This window comes from Pseudarthrobacter sp. WHRI 8279 (assembly GCF_040224115.2).
Lineage (GTDB): Bacteria > Actinomycetota > Actinomycetes > Actinomycetales > Micrococcaceae > Arthrobacter.
The window spans coordinates 488,793-512,316 of the sequence record NZ_CP168162.1 but is presented as its reverse complement, the minus strand read 5'-3'; the positions used below and the strand labels follow the sequence as shown (position 1 = coordinate 512,316).

Genomic DNA, 23,524 nt, shown 5'->3' with positions numbered 1-23,524 from the left:
CGTCCGTCAGTGTGCCCGGAAGCGGGTCCTGCCCCACCAGGCGAACGCAAGTCCCGCGGCTCCCACCAGCAGGACACCGGCCGTGATGGTCAGGGGATCCGGTCCTCCCGGTCCCGGACCGCCGGCGGGGGAAACGGCTGCGGCCTGGGTTCTGGCCGGCCTGGTGACGGGCTTGGTCCAGTTTGATTCCGTGGAGGGAGGGGCCGACGGCGTGGTGCCGGGTGCGGCAGCCGTCGGCTCCGGGGTGGTGGTCTCCTCGGGCAACGCCTCCGCGGGGTCAGGAGCCGCGGGAGCCGTCGCGGCGGGCGGGGGTGCCTCGGAGGAGGTTGCAGGAGGCTGGGACACCGCCGGGGGCGCCGGCACGGGTCCGCCGGGCTGTCCAGGCGGCTCGTCGGATCCCTTTGGCTTGTCCGTCCGGCCTTCGCCGGGTTTCGTTTCGGTGGGCTCCGCCGCGCAGGATTCACCGCAGGTGGGGCTCGTTGTGGCGGTGGGATCGGGAGAGTCAGCCGCTGCGGCCCCGGCCGCGGACAGGCTCACTGCGAGCGCCAGGACGGCTGCCGATGCCGCCGCCGGAACACCGCGGAGTACTGGGAAGGACGGGGACATTTGCTACCTTTCGATGCGCGCAGTCCCCCACTGCGGCTTTCTGGTGTCCCCGGTAGTTTTCTATACCTTCAGGGAGGGCCGCAAATCCGCCGGACCTGCGGCCCTCCCTGACGCCGGGGACGAAGAGGTGCGTCAGTCCCGGTTTTCAGGGGGCAGCGCCACCTGGATTTTCCGGGCCTTGCCGCGCCCCACCACGTAGCCGCGGCCCGGAATGAAGTCCGGGCTGACACGGCCCAGCGAGGTGTTGAGCAGGCTGTCGCCTTCGATGTCGCCGGGGTTCAGCAGCAGCCCGCGGCGGCCGGATTTGAACGGCTGTGCCAGGGACCAGGCAGAGGACCAGGTGGAGGTTTCGGATTCCCCCACCACCCACTGGTCCGCCTTGATGGAGGCGGTCACCAGCTGTGCGATGCCCGATTCCGCCAGGGTGTCAGTGAACTCGGTGAGGCCTTCGATGAAGATGCCCAGGGCGCCCGGATTCCCGGAGGAGTGTTCAACCAGGTCCTCCACCACCTCCGCGAGGTCGTCCGCGCCCACTATGGAACGGTTCCAGATGGGCAGGGAGGCGACGGCGGAGCGCCGCGATCCGACGTAGATCAGCTCCGTGTCCGGGCTGGACCGCCGCAGCGCGTAGGCGAGGGTCACCAGGGCCACCGTACGCCCCGCGCCCGGAGGGCCTGCCAGGAGCAGCGGTCCCCGGGCCAGGATCTCGGCAGGCTGCAGCGTTTCGTCGTCGACGCCAATGACCGGAAGGCCCTGGCTGCCTGCGGGCAGGACCTCCAGGTCCACCTGTTCCGGCAGCCTCTCGATGACGGGGGCGGCATCCAGTCCTTGACGCTGCATGGCCTCACTGAGCTTGTGCACCTCGCGGGCCTGCAGCGCAAGGTTGGAGTTCCCGCCGAGGACGGCCAGCTGGACTTCGAGCCCGTCCAGCAGTCCGCGTCCGGGCGGCGAGGCGGCGTTGAGGACGTCCCGGGGCACATCCAGGGACATGTAGTCGTCCTCGGAGGACAGCCGCAGCACCAGGCGGCGCTGGATGGAGGCGAGCAGCGACGCCGGCACGGCGTTCGGCCTGTCGCCGGTGACCACAAGGTGGATACCGACGGCACGGCCGTCAGTTGCCAGCTGGAGGAAGATGTCCCACAGCGCGGAGAGCCTGCTGTGTTCGTAGGCCTCGCGGAACGCGGACATGCCGTCCACCAGCACGAAGATGCGCTTTTCGTCGGGCCTGTTGGCGAGCTTGCGGTATTCGACGATCGTGGCGGCGCGGACCTCGGCGAACCGGGCAGAGCGCTGCTCCGCGATGTCCCGCAGCAGGCGCAGGAGGCGCCCGACGCGTTCGACGTCGTCGCCGTTGATGATGCCGCCCACGTGGGGAAGCTCTTCCAGCATCCCCAGCCCGGAGGAGCCGCAGTCGATGCCGTAGACGTGCACCGGCCCGCCGCGCGGCGTGATGGCCGCGGCAATGGCGATGCCGCGCAGCGCGGCGGACTTTCCTGACCCGCCGGTGCCGTAGATGGCCATGTTCCCGTCCTTGTCGGGTTCGTAGAACACGGTGGGCTGTGACTGGCGGGCGGGGTCGTCCGCAACGCCGAGGAGGAGCTGTTCGTCCGTGCGGGGGTTCGGCAGCCTGGAAAAGTCGTAGGTCTTGGCCAGTTCATCCAGCCAGGGCTTGCGCGGGGCGTTGATGGCGAGATTGTCGGCGGCGCGGACGATGGTTGCGGTCATCCTGGCAATGTCGTTGGGGCCGGTGGGCCCTGCCGCCTCGGGTTTCTCCGGAGCCGGCGCCTCCCAGCTGGGTCCCGAGCCGAAGGCCATCTCAACAACGTCGATCTGCGGCCGCTGCGGCTTCTCCGTGGTCCAGCCGCCCGCGTAGCCGGTCTGGAAGCCCTGGATCCGGCCCGGCCCGGTCTTCGCGGCGCCGCGGCCGGGAATGGACGGATCGAAATAGGCGGCGTCCGGCACGCCCAGGATGTCCGTGGCGTCGTCCTCATCAGCCATCCGCAGGGCCACCCGCAGGTTGGTGTTGGCCCGCAGGCTGTCCTTGATGACGCCCGCCGGGCGCTGGGTTGCAAGGATGAGGTGCAGCCCCAGGGACCGCCCGCGGGCTGCGACGTCCACAACGCCGTCAACGAATTCAGGCACCTCGTTGGCCAGCGCCGCAAACTCATCGACGACGATCACCAGGTAGGGCGGCGCGTCGGGGTCGGCCTCGCGCTGCAGGGCCAGCAGGTCCTTGGCCTTCTTCCGGTTCAGCAGGTGCTCGCGGTAGTGCAGTTCGGCGCGCAGCGAGGTCAGGGCACGCCGGACCAGGTGCGGCGAAAGGTCGGTCACCAGGCCCACGGTGTGGGGCAGGTTGATGCAGTCGGCGAACGCGGCGCCGCCCTTGTAGTCCACGAACAGGAAACTGACCCGGTCCGGACTGTAGGCGGCGGCCATTCCCATGACCCAGGACTGCAGGAATTCGGACTTGCCCGCACCGGTGGTGCCGCCCACCAGCGCGTGCGGCCCCTCGTTCTTCAGGTCCAGGTACAGCGGTTCGACGCCTTTGGAGCCCACCAAAGCCCGCAGGGTTCCGTTGTCCTTGCGGTTGGCCACGGCGCTGGCGTGCACTGAGTTGTTTTCCGTCCAGCGTTCGGCGACGGACTGGGGGTTGTCCAGGAAGTCCTTGCCAATCAGGGTGGCATAGGAAACAGCCCGCGGAAGGTCGGAGTCGTCGTTCACGGGCTTGCCCACATCCATGACGGGCGCCAGCATCCTGGCCAGCTGGGCAGCCAGGTCCGCGTCAACGCTCTCGCAGCTGACGGGGTACGTGTGCCTGCCCAGGCGGACCTGCCCGGTGGTGGTGCCGTGGTCGCCGTCCACCACCATGAAGTCGCGGCAGGCTGCGGGAAGCGACTGGATGTCGGTGGCCACCCAGATCACGTGGACGCCGGAGTCGGGGCCGCGCTCTGCAAGCCGGGTGAGCCGGCCGCGGTCCACCGGGGCGTCGTCCTCCACGATCACCAATACGGCCGGCAGCACCGGTTCCGCCACGTCATGCTTGGTGGGGTCAAGTTCCGGCCGGAGGTCGGCGCCGGACCGTTTGGCCGCCGCTTCCCTGGCGTCGAGGAGGTCCTCGAGCCGGGCCAGCAGGGATGCCCCGCCGGCCGAGCCGGCTGCCAGGTGGTCGCCGGCGAGGGGGCTGTGGCCCGAGCCCACGTGCGGCAGCCACTGCAGCCAGTTCCACCGTTCCCGCGACTGGGCCGACGTGATGGCCGTGAGGACCACTTCCGCGGGCGAGTGGAGCCCCACGAGCTGCAGCACCATGCCGCGGGCCACGTCATCCACCAGGCCGCGGGCACCTGCAACGCCCAGGGAGCCGGAGGTCCGCAGCTGCGAGACCACGGGAACGCCTTCAATGTCGCGGAACTGCTTCAGGCAGTCCTGGATTTCCCTGGCGTACTGGACCTCTGTGTCGTTGTTCTGCGGCTCCTCAAGGAGGACCCGGGAAAGTGCCGTGCCCAGGCCGAACCGAAGGCCCAGGAACCCGCGGTGTTCCGGGCGGTGGGTCCACAGCAGCGGACCCAGTTTGTAGATGGCGTCAACGGTGTCGCTGACCGAAGGTGCCTCCTGGAGCCTGACGGCGCGTTCCACCTGCTGCACTTCAGTGAGGTCCTGGCGGAAGGCGGCCATGGAGGCGCGGAACTGCTTGAGCTGTTCCTTCTGCTGGCGCCTGGTCCGCATCTTCTGGTCCACGTAATGGCCCAGGATGAACAGCGGCATCATGAGCATGAACAGCACCGAGAGCGGGTTGCCGGTGACGGCAAAGATCACGGCGCCCATCATCAGCGGGGCGATCATCATGATGTAGGGGAACGGGTTGTCCTCGGGCGGTTTGGGTCCGGACGGGACCACGCGCTTTGGCTCCTCGAAGCGGGGAACCACCCGGGGTGACCGGTTGAAGCTGACCAGGGGCGACGTCGGTGCTGCCGCGTGGCTGTGCCCCAGCGGCACTACGGTCACGGTGGTGTCGCCCAGGGTGACCGTGTCCGAGGAATTCAGGGTGGCACGGGTTACCGGAAGCCCGTCCATCAAAAGTCCGTTGGCGGAGTTGGTGTCCACGATTTCCACGCCGTCGCCCACCGTGATCCGGGCGTGCCGCTTGGACGTCAGGGGGTCCGAGAGCCGGATGTCCACGCCGCGGTCCCGGCCGATGTAGCTGGTGCCGGTGGGCAGGGAGAACTCGCGGCCGGCGTCAGGGCCGGAGAGGACCCGGAGGGTGGCCGCGGCCGGACCGCGGCCCGCACCGGGCACGTCGAACTGCGTGCTCACCTGTGCCAGCGACACCACGGAGCCGGGGCGCAGGCCGGACTCCAGGAGGTTGTCGGTCCTGGTGAGCACGTTCCCGCTCAGGCCCGCGCCCACGAAGGCTTCCTCGATCCGCAGGGAGAGGTTGTCCGGGGCCGGGATGCCCTTGCGGCCCGGGTCCGCGGCCCAGAGCACGGCAGCGGTATCGGCCACCGTGGCCAGGCCGTCCACCGTGACGGCCAGGTCCTTGGTTTCCGCAGGATCCCTGCGAAGGGTCAGGCGTATCCTCATCCTTCGTCCACGCCCCTCATCCGCTCCAGCAGGTACAGGTCCTCAGGGGTCACCAGGTGCGACGTCACGGCGTGCTCCACCAGCCGGGCGCGCCGGTTGGTGGCCAGTTTTCCCCCGCCTCCCCGCAGTCCCACCACACCCACGCGGTCGAGTTTGTCGCATACATTGTCCAGCTTCCGGTTGAAGCGGGTCAGGGCCCAGCCCAGGGTCTTGGCGGCTGCGGCCGAGGAGGGAATGGCGCTGAAGCCGGTTCCTTCCCTCCGCAGCATGGGTTCAGCGAGCGCCACGATGAGGGCTTTCTGGGAGTCCGTGAACACCACCGGGCCGATGGTGGTGTCGCCGTTGCTGTCGCCCTCGCGCGACTCCTGCCGGAAGGCCGGCGTTTTCAGGTGCACCGCGAACTCGTAGGTAGTAGGCCCCGCTGTGAAGATGATGTTGGTGTGGCTGAAGACAAGCGGGATCCGGGCGCCCGGTGAAAGCCAGGCCTGCATTCCGCCGGAGGCGTCCGCCACCGTGGCCGAAAGCATGCTGCCCACGTTGCTGAGCCACCAGATCCCGTCGTAGCGGGCCACCTGCAGGAACTGCCGGTGCAGGTACGGGTTGTCGTCAACTTCGAGGTCGCCCTCGCGCCCGATGTTGAAGACGTCCTCGTCCGATGGCTCATACCACTCACCACAGAAATCTATTGCTAGATCCCCCATTTTCTGTGCCTCCTCGTTGGGCAAAACTTCACCGTGCAAAGTTTCACCGTGCAAAATTTCCTGGACATGCTGCCGGCCGGCGACCTGCCGTTCGGCCATATGGTGCGTTTCGTCGTCGTATTGCTGCTGGGATGGGAGCTTCGGCTCATGTGCCGGTGCAGGCAATGGAGCCTTCCTCCAGCGGGGAGAATGCCCCGTCCGACCGCACGATCATGACCTGGATGCAGGTCTCCCCCGACGGATTGGCCGTGACCTTGACCGGCGGCTGGTCGATGGACTGGTATTCGCCGCCGCCGCCAATGGTGTAGACCCGCCACTTGTAGGTGTCTCCCTCTTTGGGCTGCGGGTTCACCCAGGTGAAGGAGGCATTGCCGTCCCCTGCCGCTGTCCCCGTGAGGCCTTCGACGTCCGGCACGGTCCCGTTGTCCAGCGCATCGGCCGGCGGCCTGCTGGCCTGTTGGGTCTCCACTGCCACAGGCTTTTCGGGCGAGGCGTTGGCTACCACCAGGCCCACCACCGCAGAGACAGCCAGCAGCGTGCCGCCGGAGATTGCCAGCCAGAGGTTGCGCTTGCTGTGGTCCGTGGTGGGACCCGCAGCTGCGGGCTCCTCCACCCTGGCTGGCCGGTGGACGGTAGTGTCCGCGGCGTCGGCGCCAGCGACGGGACGGCTTCCGGGCAGCGTGCCCTCATCCCTGCCTGCACCGGCGTTGCCGCCGGAACCGCGCAGGACCGTTGCGTTGGCCCATTCCTGCGGCTGCGGGGCCGAGGCGGCCGGGGGCTGGAACGGGGCCGGCGCGGGCGTGGGGGTAGAGCCCGACGGCGGGGCCCCGGCTGCGGTGCCCTGCCCGATCCGGTCCTGCCGGCCCCGGTCCTGCGCGCCACCGCTTGGGCCGCTACCGGCCTGGGGCCAGGTGCGCGCAGGGAAGGTGGGGGCGCTGCCGGTCCGTTCCGGATCAATCGCCGCGATGCTCCGGACCCGGGTCTCCTCGACGCCGTCGTCCAGCTGGCTGTCCTCGTGGTGCGGCTCTTCCAACACTTCAAAGGGGGTGACGGAGAGGTTGAGTTCCGCCTGGATGCGCTGCAGGGCAAGGGCGAAGGCGTGCGCAGAGGAGTAGCGGGACTGCGGCGACTTTGCCATTGCGGTGGAGAGGGCAAGCTCCAGGGATTCGGGGACGTCAGCGCGGCCCAGGCGCGGTACGGGCGTGTTGCTGATGCGGTTGATCAGTTCCCGCTGCGAGTTGTCCGCCCCCGGCATCACAAACGGCGACCGCCCTGCCAGCAGGGTGTAGAGCGTGGCGCCGAGGGCCCACACATCCACCATGACCCCGTCCACCGCACCGTCGGTGAACTGCTCGGGCGGGGACCAGGGGATGGACATCCCTGAATCTTCGTCGGTGTCCCCCGCCAGGGTGCCGGAGATGCCGAAGTCCGTGAGGGCAGGGCGGTTGTAGTCCGTGACCAGGATGTTGGCGGGTTTGATGTCGCGGTGGGCGATGCCGGCGCGGTGGGCGGTTTCGACGGCGGAGGCCACCTGGATGCCGACGGCCAGGACTTCATCCACGCTGAAACGCTGCCTGCGGTACCGGACGTCCAGGCTGGGCCGGGAGCAGTACTCCATTGCCAGGTACGAGTGTCCGTCGTCGGTCACTTCCGCTTCAAAGATGGTGACAATGTACGGATGCGAGGACAGCTGGGCCATCAGGTTCGCCTCGGATTCGAACCTGCGCCGGGCACCTTCCGTCTTCAGGTCCGAGAGCAGCACCTTGACTGCGACCTTGCGGCGCGGCCGGTCCTGTTCGTAAAGGTAGACGTCGGAGAACCCGCCGGAGCCGAGCAGGCTGATGTATGTGAACCCCTGGATGCGGGGAGGCGGCGCGACGGGCCGTTTGGAACTCAAGGAATCTCCTCAAAACGCAGCGAAATGTTGTCGCCCAGTTCAGCGATGTCACCATCGAGCAGGATGGCCATCTCGTTCTGTGCCAGGCGGCGGGGAGACTGGCCTTCACGCACCAGGACCGTACCGTTCGTGGCCTTGAGGTCACACAGCATGACGTGCCAGCCCTCCAGCCGGACCTCCACATGGGACCGGGAGATATCGCCTTCGGGGCTTGGAACCTGGACCAGCCGGGGCATAACTCCGCCCTGGACCCGGGACACTGATGGCTGCCGTCCGATGACCAGCGACTGGTCGAGGTCCAGAAGTTCCCCGGTGGATACCCGCACCCGTCCCAGCCGGGGGCGGGCCACTTGGACGGCGTCCGGGAGCAGCCCGGCGCCGCACGCGGTGCACTGCGCCCGGGTGGGCGGGTTGGCATGTCCCTGGCTGCAGACCCTGGCAAGGACGGTGGGCCCGGCAGCCGGATCCTCCGCCACCGGCCTGGCAGGCTGTCCGGCCGAGGACGCGAGGCTGCTCTTCATGACCGTCTGGCCGTCGTGGTCAGCGTCGAAGACGGCGCCGCCAGGATGGGGGTGTTGTACGGCAGCGGCCGGCGCAACACCGCCAGCCGCGGACGACGGGGCACCCGCTGCGGAAGGCAGGACGCCAGCTGGTGCCGGGGCGGGCCGTGGCTCGGCGCTGGCGTGCGGGACATTTGCCTGCGGGGTAGTTCCTTGCGGGACGTGCACTTGCGGGGCGCTGCCCTCGGCGTTGCCCCCAGCCTTCTTCCACGGAACGGAGTCGATGAGCACCCCGGCAGCGGGGCGAGGCGCCGCAAAGGCGGAAGTGCCGGGAGGTACAGGAGGGGCAGCCGGCGCATCCGCACCCGCCGCAGCTGCCGGCATCGGAAGTTCCTGTTCCTCGGGCTGCCCGGGGACGGGGGCTGCGGCCTGTTCCCCGGCCTCCGCACCTGCGTCGGGTGTTCCGTCGATTTCTGCATCGGCGTCGTCCCGCACCGCAGCGTCCTCGATGCTCCGCACGACAGTCCGTTCCCACAGGTGGTCGTAGGAACTGGTGTGGTCGCTGGCGGGGGGCGCCGCCTCTGCGGGAACTGCCGGCTCCACGGGAACGGATCCCGCCTGCTGGAATTCTGCCTGATGGACCTCCGCCAAGGCTTCTGCCGGAAGTGGGTCTGCCGCCGGGGAGCCGGATGAAGGCTCATGACCACGTTTGTTCTCCGCGCCGGAGTTCGCCGGGTCAACGGTCGCACCGTCATTTTCCGCCTGTGCGCCGCTTTCCTCCGCTTCCAGTTGACCGTCGCCGGCTGGCAGGTCGTCGTCGTCGAGCACGCCGACAACAGTCTCAGCTGAGGCTCCGTGTTCTGGCGCAACGGTCTCCGCCGATGCCTCGTGATCCGGCGCAATGGTCAGCTCCGCCGAGCCGTCGGCATCGGTATCCGCATCCCTGACGTCGGCGATGCCTGCGGAGTCCACCACAACAGAGGCCGGGGGTGCTGAGGGCGGTGCGAGTTCCGGCTGGCGCGGGGCCAGGACCAGCGCCAGCGACTGCAGCAGGACAACACCCTCCCCCAGCGGCAGTTCCGGCTGCCCTGCGGGGCCGGCAGCCGGAATGGCAAGCCGGCATGACCCCGGGAGGGCAAAACGGCGCTCGTTCCAGGTGGTGACGTCCCGCCCGTCGAGCTCCACGCTGCCGTCCGGCAGGTCCACTGCAAGGTCGAGGTCGCCGCGGAGGAACACGCGCAAGGGTCCGGTGGCATCGAGGATGCCAAAGGACGGCATCTGCGCCAGCGAGCCCCCTGAACTGCTGGTGACGGCGTGGAGTACCTCATGGACTTCGGGATCGGTGCCCAGCAGGTCCCACACCGCACCCGCGAGGGCCGGCGGAGTGTCGGGGCCGAGGAGGACGGCTGTGCGTCCACGGACTATTCCCAGCCAGGTGCCCGGAACGTAACTAGTGCCGGTCATCGGAGGGCTCCCCGTCCTGGTCCGCGGCATCGTCGCTGCCGTGTAGGGGCTCAGCCTGCGCCGCCTGCGCCCTCTGTCCCTGCTCCGCCTGTGCCTTTTGTCCCTGCTCCGCCTGCGCCTTCTGTCCCGCCTGCGCCCGGGGCAGCGTATCTTCATCCACCACGTCGGGGTCGCGACGGGGTGCGGTGGTGGCTGCACCGGCGTCGTTCAGGACATTCCTCGCGTCAACCACGATCACCGTGATGTTGTCGCTGCCCCCGCTCCGGAGCGCGGCCTGGATCAGGGCGTCGGCGGCGTCCTGCGGGTCTCCCACCGTGCTGAGGATACGGAGGATGTGCTCGTCCGTCAGCTCGCCGGTGAGGCCGTCGGAGCAGACCAGGACCCGGTCGCCTTCCTCCACGGGAAGCAGCCAATAATCGGCCTCGGTCTCGTCTCCCGTGCCAAGCGCGCGGGTCACAACGTGGCGGCGCGGGTGCACGGTGGCCTGTTTCGCGGTGATCTCGCCTGCGTCCACAAGTTCCTGCACCTCGGAGTGGTCCACGCTGATCTGCTCAAACCGGCCCTGGCTGAGGCGGTAGGTGCGGGAATCGCCGATGTTCATGACCAGCCAGTACGGCATGCCCATCTGTTCCACCACCACGGCTCCGGCCAGGGTGGTTCCGGCGCGTGCACCGGTGGCCTCGCGGATGGAGGTGTCCGCCTGGAGCAGGTACTGCTGCAGGATGGCTGCGGTGACGCTCCGTTCACCGGTGGCGAGCTGCGGTATCGCAGCGAGGGCCCGGACGCACATGCCGGAGGCCACTTCGCCGGCCTCATGGCCTCCCATTCCGTCCGCCACGGCAAACACAGGATCGGAAGCGATGTAGGAGTCCTCGTTCAGCTCCCGGCGGAGTCCCCGGTCTGTCCCGTAGCCGTAGCTCAGGCTGAGGCCCGGCTGGAAGGTGGAGGGAACGCTGGCGGGCTGTTGGTTCATGCCTGTCCTAGGTAAAAGGTCCGGTCTCCGAAGTGGACACTGGATCCCGGCGTAACGAAAGTGGGGACCCCCGGGGCAAGGGGTGTCCTGGCGCCGTTGGGGGTGGTTACGGCGCTGCCGTTGGTGGAATTCCTGTCCGTCACCCAGATCCCCGCGCCGTCTGTCAGCAGGTGGAGGTGGGTTTTGGAAATAGAGCGGCCGGGGTCGTCGACGGCGAGGAGCTGGGCGTGCTGTTCGCCGGACTGGCCCACGGGGTTGCGGCCCACCAGGACGCTCCGGTCCAGCTGGAAGTCGCGGCCGTCGTCCAGGCGGATGCGCAGCACAGCTACAGGCGCCGGGCCGCCGGAGCCCGGACGCACCTGGGTGCGTTCGACGTCGTCGTCCACGTGGTGCTGCCCGCCCTGGACGGGAATAGGCGGGCCGGCGGGCGCGTCAGTCCCCGGCGGCGCGAAGGACGCCGGCGCGGCGTACGGCATGGTCTGCGACGGTGTCCGGGCAGGCGAGGGGTGCACGGAAGGGACTGCTGGCGGCGCTGCCTGCCCCGAAGCGGACTGGGGACCAGCCACCGGGGACAGCACCTGCTGCACAGGAGGAAGGTCCAGCGGGGCGAAGCTGTACGGGCCCTGGATGCCGCCGGTGGTGATGGGATCGCGGCCGGCCTTCACATCGAAGACGAGGGCCTTGGCTGCTTTGTCGTGCCAGCCGCGCAGGCCGCTGTTTTTGTCCCAGTGGTTGGACACCACCACCAGCACAGCCCAGGCAGCGCCGGCTAACACCAGGGGCGCAAGGATGAACAGGGCGGGTTCGAACCACCTGAAGACCACTACAAGGATAGCGGCCAGCAGCGAAAGGATGATCCCGGCACCGGTCATAAGTCCGCGGAGGAACACGGTGCCGGCGCCCGGCGCATAGCCGTCGTTGTCCGCGCTGCGGATCCCCATCAGAAGGTTCCCGGGCGTCTTGCCTGTCCGGGCCTCGATCCCCATGACAGCAAAGAGGTACACAACCGTCAGTCCCAGGCCGATGCCGCCGGACAAGACCAGTGATGCCGTGTCATAGGTGATGTATTGGCCGCTGCGGGTACGGGTGATCCCGGCAAAGCCGATGGCGAACGTCACCACCAGGACAGCCAGCGGCGGCAGCCAGTCAATGACGGCAGCGCCAAGCCGCTTGCCGGCCGTGGCCGGGACAAGCTGAAGGTTCACTCCCATTCCCGTTCCTCCCCCTGGGACGGCAACCGACTTCGCGGTGAAACCGCCGGCGCTCCCCCGCCCGGTGCCTGCGTGTGCTGGATCCGCAGCCTGGGATGCCGGGGATCTTTGTACTACCGGGATAGTACCGGGAATCCCTGTTCCATGGGCAGCCGGAGCCCCCGGCAGGGGTTCACCGCCGGCAGTCCCGCCGGGGTGCAGAGTTCGGTTGCTGCGCGCCGCACGGTTGGGCAGGGGCGCTCCGCAGGAGGTGCAGAACGCCGCCCCCGCGCGGATGGACTGCCGGCAGCGGGGGCATGTCTGAAGCTCCGCCGTCACTGGGCCGTGGGTCCCTGCGTGGGAGGTTCCGGCGTCGTGCGTTCCTGTTCCGCAGTCCCCTGCGGCGCGTTCCCCTGCGGTGCAGTCCCGTGCGGTCCTGGGGCCGCCGTGCCCTTACGACGCCGGGACGCCGGGTTGAGTGCATTGAGGGACGGAAGTGCCAGCGGGCCCCGCAGGGCCAGGGCGTTCCGCGCGTCCGCCAGGAGCGAGCGCGGCGAGAACCTCGCCTGCTGCCGGCGCCAGAAGCCGGCCGTCGAGGTCATCTCCTTCAGGGAGCTGTCCACGATGGTCCAGTACTCGCGAACTTCGTCCTCGCTCGGCTGGCCCGCGCCAAAGATGGACGCGTCCGCACGCCTGGCCAGCACGGTAGTGGTGCTGCCCGCTGCGGGAAACGCCTCGGCAAGGACTGCGGCGCTTTCGCGGCGGGTGGCCCGGGAATCAACCGCCGCGCCCATGTCCGTGGCCAAACTGACTACCTCGCTCCAGCCTCCGCCCACACGCTGCGCAGGGTGGCCCTCGGTGAACCGCGACTTCCGACGCCGGGATTTCAGCAGTGCGATCAGCAGCAGCGGCAGCGCAAGGACGGCCAGCGGGATCAGGACGATGCCCAGCGCGCCCAGCAGGGCACCCCAGAAGAGCCAGGGGTTGTTTTTCTTCTCATCGGCGTCCAGCGCGTCCGGTGACGAGTCCGGCGGGAGGTCCGCCGGTTCCTGCGGCGGAGGCGGCGGCTGCAGCACCTGTGGTTTGGGCTTGGACTTGTTCTCCGGATCCGGCGGGATGGGGATGTTGTCCTTGGGAGGGGTGGGATCGAAGCTCACCCAGCCAACCCGTTCAAACGCCACTTCAACCCAGGCGTGGACGTCCTTGCCGGTGATCCTGACCTCGCCCGCACCGTTTTCGGGGCTGGTGGGTTCAGGGTAGAAACCCATCACCACGCGGGACGGGATGCCGAGGTGGCGCAGCATCAGGGACATGGCCACGGCGTACTGCTCGTCGTCGCCGAGCATCTGCTTGGCCGTGAGGAGGTTCCTGATCCGGGCAGATCCGTGCCCGGAGACGCTGGGAAGCTGGCCTTCGCTGACCAGCCCGTTGCTGAAGGCCCCGGTCTTCTGGAAATGGGCCTCAACCTGGCGCACCCGGTCAATGGGCGTGGGCGCATCGGAGGAGAGGTCGTTGGCCTGCGCCCCCACCACCGGTGGCACTTCCACGGCATCGGGAAGGGACAGTTTAGCGAAGTCGTACTGCGCCAGCTGCCCGTGTTCCAGCTTCACGGGGTCCGAGACCTGGACCCTGTAGGAATCGCCGCGGGAGAGCCCGTTGGTGGTGACGGCGGTGTCAGTGCCGGAGTTGAAGTAGAGGCCCGACGCCGCGGCGGAAGCGGAGTCGTCGAAGCTCAGCCCGGTGGTCTTGCGGCCGCCGGGAACAAAGAAACCCTGGTAGTCCTCAACAGTGATGTTGATGGCGTAATCGTTGGTGGGAACAACACCCGAGGTATCGGCAAGGGTGTTGATCGATTCGGTGTCCCCCACTTTGCTGAAGTTTCCCGAACCGTTCGGGTCCATCGTGTAATTGGTGCCGTTGAAGGCATCCAGAGCCCCCAGCCGGACACGGCCGTCGCGGGGCAGACCCTTGACCACGAACAGGGTGTCGTCCTTCTTGTCCTTGACGAAGGTCCGGAAGCTGGCGAGGGGTGTGATGTAGTCCTTGGGATCGAACGGCGGGACCACGACATTCCGGAGGACTTTCCGGTCATTGCCCGCCGTGACCAGGGGTGCGGCGAGCGCCGTCACGGCCACGCTGACGGCGATCACGCCTGCCGCCATTCCCAGCCGGCGGAGCCTGGCACGCTGCGCGGTGGCGGTGTCCGTCTGCGGGTTGTTGACGGACACCCTTCGGGTGGAGTTCTTCCGGAGCGCGTCCCTGCGGAAGGTGGCCCAGGCGATCCCCAGCACGGTGAGGCCGATGCCGCGTTCCACAGTGAGGAAGGCGGCGTTGGTGCTGAAAGCGATGCCGGTGACGAACAGGACCAGCACCGGAAGGAGCGGGAAGTACGGGCTTCGAAGCCGCCAGGTCAGGACGGCGGCCACCAGCGCGGTGATCATGGAGCTCAGGAACGGAACGATCAGCACACCGCCCGCCGTACCGACAGGGACACCGACCGTCAGCATGTCCTTCCAGGCGAACACGATGCCCAGCAGGAGGATGCGGAGCGAGTCCAGGCTGGGGACGAAACCGGCGATGGCGGAATCTGGAACCGCCAGCAGCGTGCCGAAGACCAGGTAGGCGCCCAGGGCCAGGGCCGTGGTGATAAGCAGCCCCAGACGCAGGTGCGCGTTCAGGGCGCCCAGTGCCAGCCCCAGGATAATCCCGCCGAAGCCGGACAGCAGGTAATAGGGGTCCCCTCCGAAGCTGAGCCCAAACCCGAGCAGGCCCAGCCCGAGCAGCACCGTCAGCGCGCCGGCGTCGAGCATGAAGTGCCACAACGGCTGCCCGTTGGCAAAGGCGGAGTCCGCCTGGTCCCGGGGTGCGGTGCGGATGGTGCGTGGCTGCGCGGAGCGGGCTTGTTTGGTGCGGGTTTGTTTAGTGCGGGGGCGCGTGCTGCGCGGGCGCATGCCTTCTGTGGAGCTCATGCTGCGGCCTTTCTTAGCACAATGGCCAGGTCAGTCAGGTCGCCGAGCGTCAGCACGGTGAGGTCTGCGATGTTTGCCCGCGTGGGCGAGGCGCCGGCCTCTACCCGGACCGCGAGGCTGCGGACCCCCGGCGGCACGGAGGCTGCTGCGGAACGCAGCTGCGTGGCGGTCACATTGCTGCCCACCACAAAAAACACCACGGAGGCGTTGGGGACGGTGTCGGCCAGGGTCCTGGCCAGGTCGACGGCGGTCCGGCGCATGGGAGCGCCGACAATCCGGGTCATGTCGTCCAGCAGATTCCGCCCGGTTTCGCAGCGCAGCGGGCCTTTCTGGGTGAGGACGTCCAGCTCGCGCTGCTCACGGATGGCCTGCCTGCCGATGGAGGCAGCGGCGGAGATGGCCATCTCAAACTCGGTTTCCGACGCGTATTCGTCGGTGTTGATGGACAGTGAGATGGCCAGGTGGGCGCGGCGGGTTTCCTCGAACTGGCGCACCATGAGTTTGTTGGTCCGTGCCGTTGTTTTCCAGTGGATGTGCCGCCGGTCATCCCCCGGCACGTAGTCGCGCAGCGCGTGGAAGGATACGTCGGCGCTGGAGAGGTCCGTGGTGGGCATGCCTTCGAGGTCCCGGATGAATCCAGCAGCCGATCCGGCAAGTGCCACTGTGCGCGGGTGGACGAACAGGTCCTCGGGTTCGGTCCAGAGGACCTGGCGGCGCAAAAGGTGCAGCGGATCTGCCCGGACCGACCTCACGGGGCCCACGACGATCACGGCACGCCGCGCGGTGGGAATGGTGAAGAGGTCCTCGTGGACCTGCTGCGGTTTCATCCGCGGGAGGTGGAACACGGCGGTGGCACTGCCCACAGGCAGTTCCAGGGCTGCCGGCAGCAGCGGCCGGGCGGAAGTGTTGGACACCGCGATACTGCCCACAGCGCTGTCGCCCACGGCCACCCGGGTGCGAGCCAGGTCAAGGACTACGCCGTAGGACGAGCGGCCCAGGACGAACGCCACCGCAATCACGAACATCACGAACGCCGCGATGGCAGCTGCCTTGGCCTCCTGCCAGCCGAACGCCTGCCCTGTTCCCCAGAGCAGGATTGCGGCCGCGAGGACCGACCAGCCCAGGACGCTGACCACTGACAGCACGGGCCAGGCATACGTCAGCCACACGGTCCGGACGGCACGCCAGGCGGGCGCCGACGCCATGGCTGCGGTGTTCCTGGCCTCGGCCCAGACGGCTGAGGGGTGCAGGGCGCCGGGACTGCCGTTCCTGGCGAAAGGTTGCTTCAGACGCTCCGTGAGCCGGGTCAACGGGGTGCCGCTGGACATATGTGTGCCTTCGTTGTTGCGTGGAAAGTGGTGGGGGTCCGGGCCGGGGGTCAGGCGTTGGTGCGCTGCTGGGGAGCTGCGATGTCCGCCAGGATCCGCGCCAGCACCGCATCGGCGGTGGCTCCGGAGAACTCCGCTTCGGGATCCATGACAAAGCGGTGGGTCCACACCACGGGAGCCAGTTCCTTGATGTCGTCCGGGAGGACGAAGTTCCTGCCCTGCCCGGCTGCCCAGACCTTTGCTGCCCGGACCATGGCCAGGGCGCCACGCACGGAGACGCCAAGCCGGGTTTCGGGAGCGTTGCGGGTCTCTTCGCAGAGCCTGGAGATGTACTCCAGCACAGCGGTATCCACATGAACGGTGGCAGCGAGGTCTGCCATGTCGGCCACCGCCTGGGTGGTGATGACGGCGGAGAGTTCCTGGGACCGGTCCTTGAGGTTGGAGCCGCCCAGCAGCCGGACGGTGGAGGCGTGGTCCGGGTAGCCAATGGAGGTCTTGATCAGGAAGCGGTCCAGCTGCGCCTCCGGCAAACGGTAGGTGCCGGCCTGCTCGATGGGGTTCTGCGTGGCCATCACCATGAACGGCCGCCCTGCCTCATAGGTGACGCCGTCCACCGTGACCCGGGACTCTTCCATGACTTCCAGCAGCGCCGACTGGGTCTTCGGCGAGGCGCGGTTGATTTCGTCCGCGAGGACGATGTTGTTGAAGATCGGGCCCTTGTGGAACTCGAACTTCTGCGTCTTTTGGTCGTAGATGGTCACACCGGTGACGTCCGAAGGGAGCAGGTCCGGGGTGAACTGGATGCGGTTGTTGGAGCCCTGCACGGTGGCGGCCAGTGCCCGGGCCAGGGAGGTCTTGCCGGTGCCGGGAGCGTCCTCGAACAGCACGTGGCCCTCGGCCAGCATGGCCGTGAAGGTGAGCCGGATGACGTGCTCCTTGCCCAACACGGCCTGGCCCACGTTGGCAACGAGCTTCTCGAAGGTGTCTGCAAACCAGGCGGCCTGCTCGGGGGTCATGGTCATGGTGTGGCTTCTTCCTTCTCAAGGTTTCAAGTTCTTGCTGGGGCCCGGAAGGCCGGGCCCCAGCGTCGCGGAGGTGGTGGACTAGCGGTTTGGCATGCCGTTGGGCGGGTTGCACCCAAGGTTCGAGGTGTCGCAACGGATCCAGTTGCCAGCCGCCATGCCGGAGGTCAGGTGGTACCAGATGCCGCTGGGGTTGTTGGACGTCTTGTACCAGACCTGGTAGCGGTCCGTCGTTGCTGCAGCCCCGGCGTCCAGCCACTTGCCCTCGCCGTTGCATTGTGACGGGTTGCCGGCGACGTAGCTGTCGGTCCCCTTGCGGGGTTCGGTGCAGCTGCGGACCGGGGTTGCCGTGATGTTCCACGAGGTGGGTACCGGAGGCGGCGGTTCCGCGCCACTGCGGGACGTGTCGCTGCCGATCCGGCCGGGCTGACCAGCACTGATGGCACGAACCCGGAGAGTGTGCGTCTCGCTGAACCCTACGGTCTTGGAGAAGCGCCGCTCCTGCGTGTCCTGCCAGTTGCCGCCGTCCAGGCTGTACTGGTAACCGGTCACCGCGCGGCCGTTGCCGTCCGGCTGGTTCCACGTCCAGGACACCGTCTTGTCCCCTACGCCGCTGCTGTTGCTGCCAGTAACATTCGGAGCGAAAGCGAGGCCGTAGGGATTGACGGAATTCGACGCAGGGCTGGCATCGCCGGCCGTAGAGCTGCGGGACGACACGGCCCACACCACAACGGCCGTCTGGGTGCCGTTGGCTGCCGCCACAGTCCCGCCGCCTGCAGGGATGTTGCCGCTGCCCCCGCCCGACGTCAGGCTGTACTTGTACGTAATCTCGTCGGCGGTCGAACCGTTGCGCTGGGCGGCGTTCAATACCGGGAACCGGACATCGATCTTTCCGCCATTCCCTCCTGTGTCCACCAGTGTGGCGGTAGGCGTGCCTACCATTCCCGGTTTACCTACTGCCCGGATGGCTGCCGATTGGGCGCTCGTGCCGCTGGTGCCCGCTTTGTTCGTGGCGGACACGGTAAAGGTGTAGTTCGTTTCGGAGTTGTCCACCGTCACGTTCTGCGATGTACCGGTGACCTGCTGGCTGGCCACCACCGCGCCGCCCCGGAGGGTGGTCAGGGTGTAGGCGGAGACGGCGTCGCCGTTGTTGTTCGGGGCTGCCCAGCTCACCTTCAGCTGGCTCTGTGAACCCACTGAACCCGCCTGCGCCGCAGATGGTGCAGCAGGCGTAGCCGGAACGCCGGCGGGAACCTCGGCTGCAGAGTACGGGCTCCATTCGGACGGTTCCTTGGCATCATTGCGCGCCAGGACCCGGACTTTGTAGGAGACGCCGTTCTGCAGTCCCTTCCAGACGTAGCTGACCGCTGTCAGGTTCTGGATCTGGGCGTTCTGCCCGGCGGGAGGGGGCGAAATCTCCAGGTCATAGGACTTCACCGGTGAGCCCTTGCTGGCAGGGGCAGACCAGTTGATGGACAGCTCCTTGTCGCCGAACTTCATGGACGGCGCCAGCGGGGTGTCGGGCTTCACGTCGGGACGCACTTCGGCAGAAGCCGGCGACCTGTCCGACTCGCCAAACTCGTTGGTTGCCGTGACCTGGAAGTGGTACTTGGTGTTGTTGACCAGCCCGTTGAGCGTGCACGTGTTGGCCGGGCAATCCTGCTCGAACCCGTTCTCGCCGTACACGGTGTACGTGGTGATGGGCGAGCCACGGTCTGCGGGCGCCGTCCAGTTCAGGAGGGCCGTCTGGTCCCCCACGCTCTGGGCCTGCGGGGTGGCGGGGGCCTGCGGCTTGTCCTTGACCGTAAGGCGGACGCGGGCTGTTGCCTGGCGGGAGGGGTCCTCCGTCTTGTCCGCCACCGTGTAGGAGACCACCATGGTGCCGGTGAAGCCTGGCGCGGGAGTCACCGTGATGGAATCGCCGTTCACGTCCACGTTGCCGCTGCCGGTTTCCGCGGCGGCCGCAATGATTTTCAGCGGCGTCTCCGGGAACGGGTTGGCGTCGTTGGCAAGCACGTTGACTGTCACGGGTTTGCCCGCGGCAACGTTGTCCTGCACGTCGTCGTTCGCCACCGGTTTCGGCCGGTTGGAGGCAGTCACCTTCAGCTGGAAGGTGGCAGTGGCTTCAAGCCCGCGGGGATCCCTGGCCTTGACCTGGACGGCGGCGGTGGTTCCGGAGCCGCTTGAATCGGCCGCGGAGACCTTGAGGGTCCTGCCGTCGATGCTGGCGTTGAACCCGGCAGGCGCTCCGCCCACCAGTTCGTACTTCATCTTTTCGACGTCGTCCGCGTCCGGGTCCGAGGTCAGCTTGCCCAGGTCGGCGCTGGCGGAGTCCCCCTTGGGCACGTCCACGTTTGCGCCCAGCAGCTCAGGCGGATTGTTCTTGTTGGGGTCGGGCAGGACCTTGGTGCGGATGCTGAGGGTGGATTTGAGGCCTTCGGGGTCGTCCGGGCCGGTACCGTCCGTGACCTCGAAGGTGAGCGAGCCGGGACCCACATAGTCGGTGCCGGCCGTGTACTTCAGGCCCGTGCCGTCAGCGATGACAGGATCGCCGCCGTCTGCACCGATGAGCTTGATGCGGTCGGTCTGGGTGAGCCGCGGCGAGCGGCCTTCACGCACCTTGACCCACTCGTCGAGGTCAACGTCCGCTGATTGCCCGGCGACGACCTCGATGACTTCGTCCTTGGCCAGGGTGGGCACCTGCTGGCCGAGGCCCGGCACCCAGATCACGGCCGTGGACTGCTGGCCGTCAACATCCTCCACGTTGTACGGGATGAGCTGCGGCTGCTCGGTGAGGTCAACGATCATGGTGCCGTCCGGCCCGGGCCTGGCGGTGGCGGCCTCGGTGCTGATCTTCAGGTTTTCGCCGACGCCGTCGGGGTCCTCGTCGTTCTTCAGGACGGGGACATCCACGGCGGTCTTCCCCATGGTCTGGGCGGAGGTCACCCTGTCATCACGGGCGACGGGTGCCTTGAGGGGCACCTCGTTGTCCACCACCACGCGGATGGTGGCCTGCGCGGTGGCGTCCCGGTCGTCGGCGATGGTGTAGCGGACGTTGACGGTTCCGGCTTCTTCCGGCGCCAGCAGGATGATCCGGCCACTGGTTTTGCTCACGGTGGCCTGCAGCGCGGGGTCGGCTTCGATGCCGTCGCTGAGGATGCGGATGAGGTCGCCGTCGGGGTCGGTATCGTTGCCGGTGGCGTCGACGGCGATCTGGCGGCCCGGGCGGACCCTTACCTCGTCGTCCACGGGGGTGGGTTTCTGGTTGACCTCGCCGCGGGGCGCGATGCCCACGGTGACGGTGCCGGTGTTAACGGCGCCCTGCCGGTCCACCACCTTGTAGCGGAACGTGTCGGTTCCGGCGCCGTCACCGGCAGCCGTGAAGTCGATGAAGTTGCTGCCCACGGAAGCCGTTCCCATCGACGGCGTGCTGTCGATGCCGGTCAGCTGGACCGAGTCGCCGTCCGGATCGATGCCGTCCAGGGGGACGGGAATACGCACTGTGCCGGCGGCCACCACACGGGCGGTCAGGTTGCGCGGCTGCGGACGGGAGTTCTCGGCGCCTTCGAGCGGAAGGATGTGGATGGTCACCGCGGCGGCGCTCTTCTGGCCTTGCGGGTCCACGGCGTTATAGATGGCACGGACCGTCTTGGGCTGCGGGCCGGCGATGAACCTCAGCGTGTTCTCGGAGACGAAGCTCTTTCCGTCCACGGGGTCCACGCCCTGCGGCAGGACAGGATCCACCGTGAGCTCCTGGCCCTGCGGGTGGGTGTCGTTTTCGAGTACGGGAATGGTGACGACGTCGTTGACCCGCACGTTGACCTCGTCAGGTTTCGGCTGGGGTGCTTCCACGACGGCGGGGGCCGGGACGGGGACCACGGAGACGCTGCCCGTGGCCGACTTCTTCCCGTTGGACATGGTGTATTCGAAGAGGATCGGGTCCTTGGTGCCCAGGATGTCGGTGATGCGCAGGACACCGTGGTTGATCACGCTGACCGACGCGGTCGAATTCTCGGGCAGCTTTACGGACTGCAGCACCAGGACGCCGCCGGAGGGGTCGGAGTCGTTGGCCAGCGGGTCCAGCAGCACGCTGCCGCCGGTGGGCATCAGGGCCACGTCATGGACGGCGACGGGGTCGCCGGCCTCGTCTCCGGATTCCACGTCAACCCGGATGAGCCCCTGGCTGCTTTGCGGGCCGTTGCTGGCGATGTATGTCAGGTAGACCGGGCCGGGGGTGGTGCTGCGGAAAGTGAACGTGCCGCCGTCGGTCACAGGACCCAGTTCCGCGGGGCCGTTGGCCTCGACCTGCGCCAGCCGGAGGGCGCCGCCGTTGGGGTCTACGTCGTTCTTCAGCGGAGAGATGACCAGGTCCTGGCCAACCACCGCCGTGACGTGGTCGGCGTTGACAACGGGCGCAAGGGCTCCCGGCGGCTGGACGTTGACCACGACTTTTCCGGTAACGGTGTCCCGGCCGTCCCAGATGGTGACTTCCACGGTCTTCTTGCCGGCTGTTGCGCCGGAGTCCTGGAAGGTGAGCAGGCCGTCCCGGCGGACCTTTACCTGGTCCTGGTCGTTGTCTGCCTTTGCGTCGAGCAGCACCAGGTCGTCGCCGTCGGGATCGATCCAGTCCGTGAGGATGTTCTGGCTGACTGTCTTGCCCTGCTCAACCAGCATGGTGGTGGCGTTGTCGCCGCGTTTGAACTGCGGCGGCTTGTTTTCGTCCGCACCAACCACGCTGAGCGTGACCTGGCCGGTTGCGGAGAGCCCGCGGCCGTCCGAGGCGCTGTAGCTGAATGTTTCAGTGCCGGGTTTCGCGTCAGCGGGCACCGAGACCTGGAAGGCGGTGCCGCCGTAGATGTTTTGGAGGCTCCCGGCCTGGGGTCCGGAGGTTCCCACGGCCGCGGTGAGCACGTCGCCGTCGGGGTCCGAATCGTTGTCCAGGACGCTGAGGATGGTGGTGCGTCCGGGGCGCACCCCGACGGCGTCGGGCTTGGTTTCCGGCGGACGGTTGGGTTTGGTGCGGTCCGGGAGGACGTTGATGGTGTTGTTGTCCGCGGACTCCTGGTCCTGCTCGTCGGACTCGTTCTTCGGCGGAACGACGTCGTCCCAGTTGTTGACCAGCTGCATGTTCTGGTTGACCAGCCACACGTTGCCGGAATTCACGTCGTTCAGGACCACCAGGTCACGGTTCACCCGGAACACATACGACGGCGAAGCGCTCGCCTTGGGCACGTCGACGTTCTTGTCATCGGCATCGTTCACACAGTCCCGGACATACTTGTTCGCACCGGACCACGCCGCATGAACACACCCGCCCAACTGGACAGGCGCAGCCGGCACACCCTCGCCGTCGAACGTCACCGTTTTTGCCGTGGACCCGTCCAGCGGCTGCTTCAGCAACGCCTTCTGCGTGGAAATGGCAACAAAGCCGCTGGCGGGGCCGCCCTGCTGCAGTTTGGCCTCGCGCGCATTGTCCAGCTGCAGGCGCTTGCCGCCCGGCAGGAACAGCTTTCCGGCGGCCGCATCCAGGAGAACCGGGCTGTCCCCCACCACCGTGATCTGCAGGTCCCCAGAACCCTTAAGCTCCGCCCAGGTCTCAGACTCCGAAGACGTCACTTCACCGTTGGCCTCAACAGCCGTCACCGTCACAACACCGGATTTGGGATCCGCCGAATAAATCCGGTCATCATCGCCCACCGCCGAGACGATGCCCTCCGAACCCACCATGACAGGCTCGGACGATTCCTCGTCAAAACCGTTCACCGTGGACGGCGACACCGCCCACACCTTGCCCGATGCCGCGTCCGTCACCGAGATCACCTCCGAGCCGAAACTGACGTCCGCCGACCCCGGCAGCTGCTTGTCCCCGCCCAACCGCATGTTCGCCGGCGAAACCTGGTTCAGCGTCGAGCCCGTCTCATCGTCGACAAAGACATCACCCGCGTCCTGCAGGATGTCGAACGTCGTCGACGCCGGCGTCACCGCCCCATCAAGAACACGCGAAGGATAATTCAGCCGCCCCACCGCGTTCTTGGACTTCGACACCACCCACACGCCGCCGTCGTTCAGCTCCACCTCGGTGGTCTTGAACCCCGGATAGAGCACGGCGCCGGTCACCACGACAGCCACGGCTACACCGAACGCGGTGCCGTTGACGATCTTTTTGTGGCGCCGTTTGAGCCCAAGTTTCCCCAGCAGACTTGTCACAGCGTAAATTCCCTCGATTTGTTGCGATGGCCCTCAGGCCCGCACCCCTGAAAAGCCGGTACAAGGCTCTCCGTTCCCCGGGCCAGCTT

At 67.7% G+C, this 23,524-nt stretch carries 11 protein-coding genes and 1 pseudogene; all 12 read right to left on the bottom strand.

Annotation, left to right across the window (positions count from 1 at the left end; genetic code table 11):
- Positions 1-6: 6 nt before the first annotated feature.
- A complete protein-coding gene (locus ABRP28_RS02255; protein ID WP_350003729.1) occupies positions 7-606 on the bottom strand; it encodes a hypothetical protein in 600 nt (199 codons plus the stop codon).
- Between the two features lie 132 nt (positions 607-738).
- Complete coding sequence (locus ABRP28_RS02250) at positions 739-5,184, bottom strand: FtsK/SpoIIIE domain-containing protein (protein WP_350003730.1); 4,446 nt, start codon at positions 5,182-5,184, stop codon at positions 739-741.
- The gene (locus ABRP28_RS02245) at positions 5,181-5,885 is read right to left on the bottom strand and encodes a hypothetical protein (protein ID WP_231454414.1); all 705 of its coding nucleotides are present in this window, start codon (positions 5,883-5,885) and stop codon (positions 5,181-5,183) included. The genes ABRP28_RS02250 and ABRP28_RS02245 overlap by 4 nt, the downstream gene beginning before the upstream one ends.
- Before the next feature lie 145 nt (positions 5,886-6,030).
- The gene (locus ABRP28_RS02240; protein ID WP_350003731.1) at positions 6,031-7,782 is read right to left on the bottom strand and encodes a serine/threonine-protein kinase; all 1,752 of its coding nucleotides are present in this window, start codon (positions 7,780-7,782) and stop codon (positions 6,031-6,033) included.
- Positions 7,779-9,746, bottom strand: a complete 1,968-nt coding sequence (locus ABRP28_RS02235) for an FHA domain-containing protein (protein WP_350003732.1) — start codon at positions 9,744-9,746, stop codon at positions 7,779-7,781. The genes ABRP28_RS02240 and ABRP28_RS02235 overlap by 4 nt, the downstream gene beginning before the upstream one ends.
- The gene (locus tag ABRP28_RS02230) at positions 9,733-10,719 is read right to left on the bottom strand and encodes a protein phosphatase 2C domain-containing protein (protein WP_350003733.1); all 987 of its coding nucleotides are present in this window, start codon (positions 10,717-10,719) and stop codon (positions 9,733-9,735) included. Before ABRP28_RS02230 ends, ABRP28_RS02235 begins: the two co-directional genes overlap by 14 nt.
- Entirely contained in the window at positions 10,716-11,930 is a 1,215-nt protein-coding gene (locus ABRP28_RS02225) for an RDD family protein (RefSeq protein WP_350003815.1), read from the bottom strand. The genes ABRP28_RS02230 and ABRP28_RS02225 overlap by 4 nt, the downstream gene beginning before the upstream one ends.
- A gap of 237 nt (positions 11,931-12,167) precedes the next feature.
- Positions 12,168-12,248: pseudogene (locus ABRP28_RS02220) on the bottom strand (zinc-ribbon domain-containing protein); the annotation flags it as partial.
- On the bottom strand, positions 12,245-14,878 hold the full coding sequence (locus ABRP28_RS02215) for a transglutaminase domain-containing protein (protein ID WP_350003734.1): 2,634 nt from the start codon (positions 14,876-14,878) through the stop codon (positions 12,245-12,247). The gene ABRP28_RS02215 and the pseudogene ABRP28_RS02220, both read right to left, overlap by 4 nt.
- A complete protein-coding gene (locus tag ABRP28_RS02210) occupies positions 14,875-16,206 on the bottom strand; it encodes a DUF58 domain-containing protein (protein WP_350003735.1) in 1,332 nt (443 codons plus the stop codon). The genes ABRP28_RS02215 and ABRP28_RS02210 overlap by 4 nt, the downstream gene beginning before the upstream one ends.
- A 50-nt stretch (positions 16,207-16,256) precedes the next feature.
- The gene (locus tag ABRP28_RS02205; RefSeq protein ID WP_350003736.1) at positions 16,257-17,228 is read right to left on the bottom strand and encodes a MoxR family ATPase; all 972 of its coding nucleotides are present in this window, start codon (positions 17,226-17,228) and stop codon (positions 16,257-16,259) included.
- A gap of 81 nt (positions 17,229-17,309) precedes the next feature.
- Positions 17,310-23,435, bottom strand: a complete 6,126-nt coding sequence (locus ABRP28_RS02200; RefSeq protein ID WP_350003737.1) for an Ig-like domain-containing protein — start codon at positions 23,433-23,435, stop codon at positions 17,310-17,312.
- Positions 23,436-23,524 lie beyond the last annotated feature (89 nt).